Below are 4,033 nucleotides of genomic sequence, written 5' to 3' on the forward strand. Positions count from 1 at the left end.
CAACGGACGGACAGTCCCCGTGACCAGACCCGGCGCCGACCGGCCCTCCGCCAGCGCCTCCAACGCCTCCACACCGCTCAGCACCGCCCGGTGCTCGAACACGCTGCGCGCGGCCAAGGCGCCCCCGACCGCCGCCGGACTCACCTCGGGATGCCCGGCGACGAAGACGCCCAGCCGACGCGCCTGCTCCCGCAACGCCACATCCGACTTACCCGACAACACCCACGGCACCACCCCGCCCGCAAACCCGCCCGCGGACCCCGTCGAGACCCCGACCGGCTCCTCGGCAGCCGCCTCGATCACCACGTGCGCGTTCGTACCGCTGATGCCGAACGCCGAGATGCCCGCGCGACGCGGATGGCCGTTGTCGGGCCAGGGCCGGGCCTCGGTGAGCAGCCGGATGTTTCCGGACTCCCAGTCGACGTGTGAGGTCGGCGCGTCGACATGCAGCGTCGGCGGCAACTGCCCGTGCCGCATCGCCATCACCATCTTGATCACACCCGCCACACCCGCCGCCGCCTGCGTGTGCCCGATGTTCGACTTCACCGACCCCATGGTCCCGGTGCCGTGCGCCTCCACCGCGTCCACGTCCGCCGTCGACAGTCCCGCATTCGCCAACGCCTGCCGGATGACGCGCTCTTGGGACGGGCCGTTCGGCGCCGCAAGCCCGTTCGACGCGCCGTCCTGGTTCACCGCCGAGCCCCGCACCACCGCCAGCACCCGGTGGCCGTTGCGGCGAGCGTCGGACAGGCGTTCCAGCAGCACCAGACCGGCGCCCTCACCCCACGCCGTACCATCAGCCGCCTCGGCGAACGCCTTCACCCGGCCATCGGCCGCAAGCCCCCGCTGGCGCGAGAACTCGACAAACCCCGCCGGCGTCGCCATCACCGTCACACCACCGGCCAACGCCAGCGAACACTCCCCCGCCCGCAGCGCCTGCGCCGCCAGATGGATCGCCACCAGCGACGACGAACAAGGTACGACACCCGCCCGGAGGTCACACTCGTCGCCGTGCCCGTCGAGAGGTAGCCCTCCAGGTCGGGCGGCTGCGCCCCGGCGCCATAGCCCGAGGACCAGATGCCGGTGAAGACGCCCGTCCGGCTGCCCCGCAACGACGTCGGATCGATCCCCGCGTCCTCGAACGTCTCCCACACCGTCTCCAGCAGCACCCGCTGCTGCGGATCCATCGCCAACGCCTGCCGCCCCAGCGCGTATACGACGTCCCCGGACCACCGGCCGGATCGTAGATGCGACCCACATCCCACCCACGATCCGACGGGAACTCCCCCACCGCGTCCGCCCCACCCCGCCACCGGAGCCGGCACGGGTGAGGCAGGGGCCTGGCGCCTGGCGCCGACCAGGAGGTCCCGCAGGTGGCCGGCCAGCGCGTCGGGGGTCGGGTAGTCGAAGGTCAGTGTCGCGGGCAGCCGTACCCCGGCGACCGCGGACAGGCGGTTGCGCAGTTCCACCGCGGTGAGTGAATCGAAGCCCAGCTCCTTGAAGGCCCGTTCGGCGCTGACGGCCGCGGTGTCGGCGTGGCCGAGGACCGCGGCTGTCTGGGCGGTGACCAGTTCCAGGACGCGGCTGTGCTGCTCGGTCCCGGGCAGGGCCGCCAGTTCCCTGCCCAGGCCCGGCCGGTCCGTGCGCCGGACGGTCCTGGTACGGCTGAGGCGGCTGAGCAGGGGGCGGGTGGACGCGGCCGACAGGTCGAGGTGTGCGGGGACCAGCGCGGGATCGGCGGCGCCCAGGGCCAGGTCGAACAGTGCCAGCGCCTGCTCCGTGGGCATCGGCAGCACGCCGGCGCGGGAGAGGCGCTTGCGGTCGGTGTCGGTGAGGTGTTCGGTCAGCGCGCTGGCCTCGGCCCACTGGCCCCAGGCCAGTGACACGCCCGGCAGGCCCAGGGCACGCCGGTGCACGGCGAGGGCGTCCAGGAAGGCGTTCGCGGCGGCATAGTTCGCCTGGCCCGGGCCGCCCAGCACACCGGCGGCGGACGAGAAGAGTACGAATGCGCTCAGGCCGAGGTCTTTCGTCAGCTCGTGCAGGTGCCAGGCGGCGTCGGCCTTGGGCCGCAGCACCTGGTCGATCCGGCCGGGCGTGAGGGATTCGACGACGCCGTCGTCGAGCACGCCGGCGGCGTGGACGACCGCGGTCAGCGGACGCTCGGCCGGGATCGAGTCCAGTACCGCCGCCAGCGCGTCCCGGTCGGCCACGTCGCAGGCCACCACCTCGGCGTCGAAGTCCACCTCCGCCGCGGTCCTGCCGAGCAGGAGCAGGTGCCGGATGCCGTGCCGGTCGCGCAGGTGCCGGGCGACGAGGCGGCCCAGTGTTCCGGTGCCTCCGGTGATCAGCACGGTGCCGTCGGGGTCGAGCGGGCCGGGTGCCGGGGCCGCTTCGGCCCGTACCAGGCGGGCGGCGTGGGCGGCGCCGTCGCGGACGACAAGCTGCGGTTCGTCCCCCGCGACGAGGACGCGGTCGTCGGTGTCGACGAGCACGAACCGGTCGGGGTGTTCCGCCTGGGCCGCGCGGACCAGGCCCCAGACGACGCTGGACGGCAGGTCGACGGGGTCCGGCCCGACCGCCCCGCGGGTCACGACGGCCAGCCGGCCGTCCCCGTCGCGCAGGAAGTCCTGGAGTACGCCCAGCGTCTCGGCGGCGACGGTGTGCGCGGCCGCCACGGGGTCTCCCGCCGGGGGCGTGACGAGGTGGACGGCCGGGGGTTCGCCGGTGCTCTCTACGGGCACCCAGTCGAGGCGGAAGAGCTGGTTGGTGCCGGCGCCCGGCATGCCCGGCGGCCGGTGGCGCACGGTCAGCGCGTCGATCACCGCCAGCGGGCCGGACTCGTCGGCGAGCGCGACCCGGAAGGTGCCGGGGCCGGTGGGTGTGAGGCGGACCCGGGCCGTGGAGCCGCCTTCCCGCATCGACACCCCGGCGAAGGAGAACGGCAGGCGGCCGGCCGCCAGCAGGGTCAGCGGCTGGAGTGCGGCGTCGAGCAGCGCGGGGTGGAGACCGAAGCGGTCGCGGGTGTCGGCGGGCAGCGCCACCTCGGCGTAGAGCTCGTCGCCCTGCCGCCGGACCTCGCGTACGCCCGCGAACACCGGCCCGTACTCGTAGCCCTGGGCGGCGAGGGTGTCGTAGAAGTCGGTCAGGTCGACGGGCTCACCGGCCGGCTGCCAGGGCTCGCCGGTGTCGTACGGGAGGGGGTGGCCGCCGGTCACGAGCATGCCGGTGGCGTGCCGCAGCCAGGTGCCGTCCGTCCGGGAGTGCACGGTGACGGGGCGTCGGCCCGTCCCGTCCGGTGCGCCGACGACGACCTGGACCGGCACGGAACCGTCGTCCGGCAGGATCATGGGGGCTTCCAGCACCAGTTCGTCCAGGACGTCGCAGCCGGCCTGCCGTCCGGCGTGCATGGCGAGTTCGACGAACACGGTGCCGGGCAGCAGCACGGAGCCCAGGACGACGTGGTCGGCCAGCCATGGCCGGGTGGCCGTCGAGAGCCGCCCCGTGAGCAGGACGCTCTGGTCCCCGGCCAGTTCGACGACGGCCCCGAGCAGCGGGTGCCCGGCCGAGTCCAGTCCCGCCGCCGACACGTCGCCCTTCGCGGCGGTGGGGTTCAACCAGTACGGCCGGTGCTGGAAGGCGTACGTGGGCAGCGGGACGTGGTGGGGCTCGCCGGGGAAGACTGGCGTCCAGTCGACGGCCACGCCTTGCGTGTGCAGGCGCGCCAGGGCGAGGTGGAATTCCTGCCTGCCGCCGCCACGGCGCAGCGTGCCGGTCACGACGCCGTCCATCACCGGCGCCAGTACGGGGTGCGGGCTGACCTCCACGAACACGCCGTGCCGGTCCTGCGCCAGGGCCTCGACGGCGAGGTCGAAGCGTACGGGTTCGCGGAGGTTGCGGTACCAGTAATCGGCGTCGAGGGCGGAGGTGTCGACCAGCTCGCCGGTGACCGTGGAGTAGAAGGGGACATCTGCGGTCCTCGGCTCGATCCCGGCGAGGTCGGTGAGCAGCTGCTCGCGGATCGCCTCGACCTGGA

The 4,033-nt window shown here is 74.0% G+C and carries 1 protein-coding gene and 1 pseudogene; both read right to left on the reverse strand.

From position 1 onward, the window contains the following. Nucleotides 1-489: ketoacyl-synthetase C-terminal extension domain-containing protein (locus tag IF37_RS46755; protein ID WP_367647155.1), on the reverse strand; the 489-nt coding region annotated here is incomplete at its 3' end. A gap of 8 nt (nt 490-497) precedes the next feature. Further along, nucleotides 498-4,019, reverse strand: a pseudogene (locus tag IF37_RS45380) (beta-ketoacyl synthase N-terminal-like domain-containing protein); the annotation flags it as partial. Between the last annotated feature and the right edge of the window lie 14 nt (nt 4,020-4,033).

The sequence above is a fragment of the Streptomyces sp. NRRL S-31 genome (assembly GCF_000718775.1).
Classification (GTDB): Bacteria; Actinomycetota; Actinomycetes; order Streptomycetales; family Streptomycetaceae; genus Streptomyces.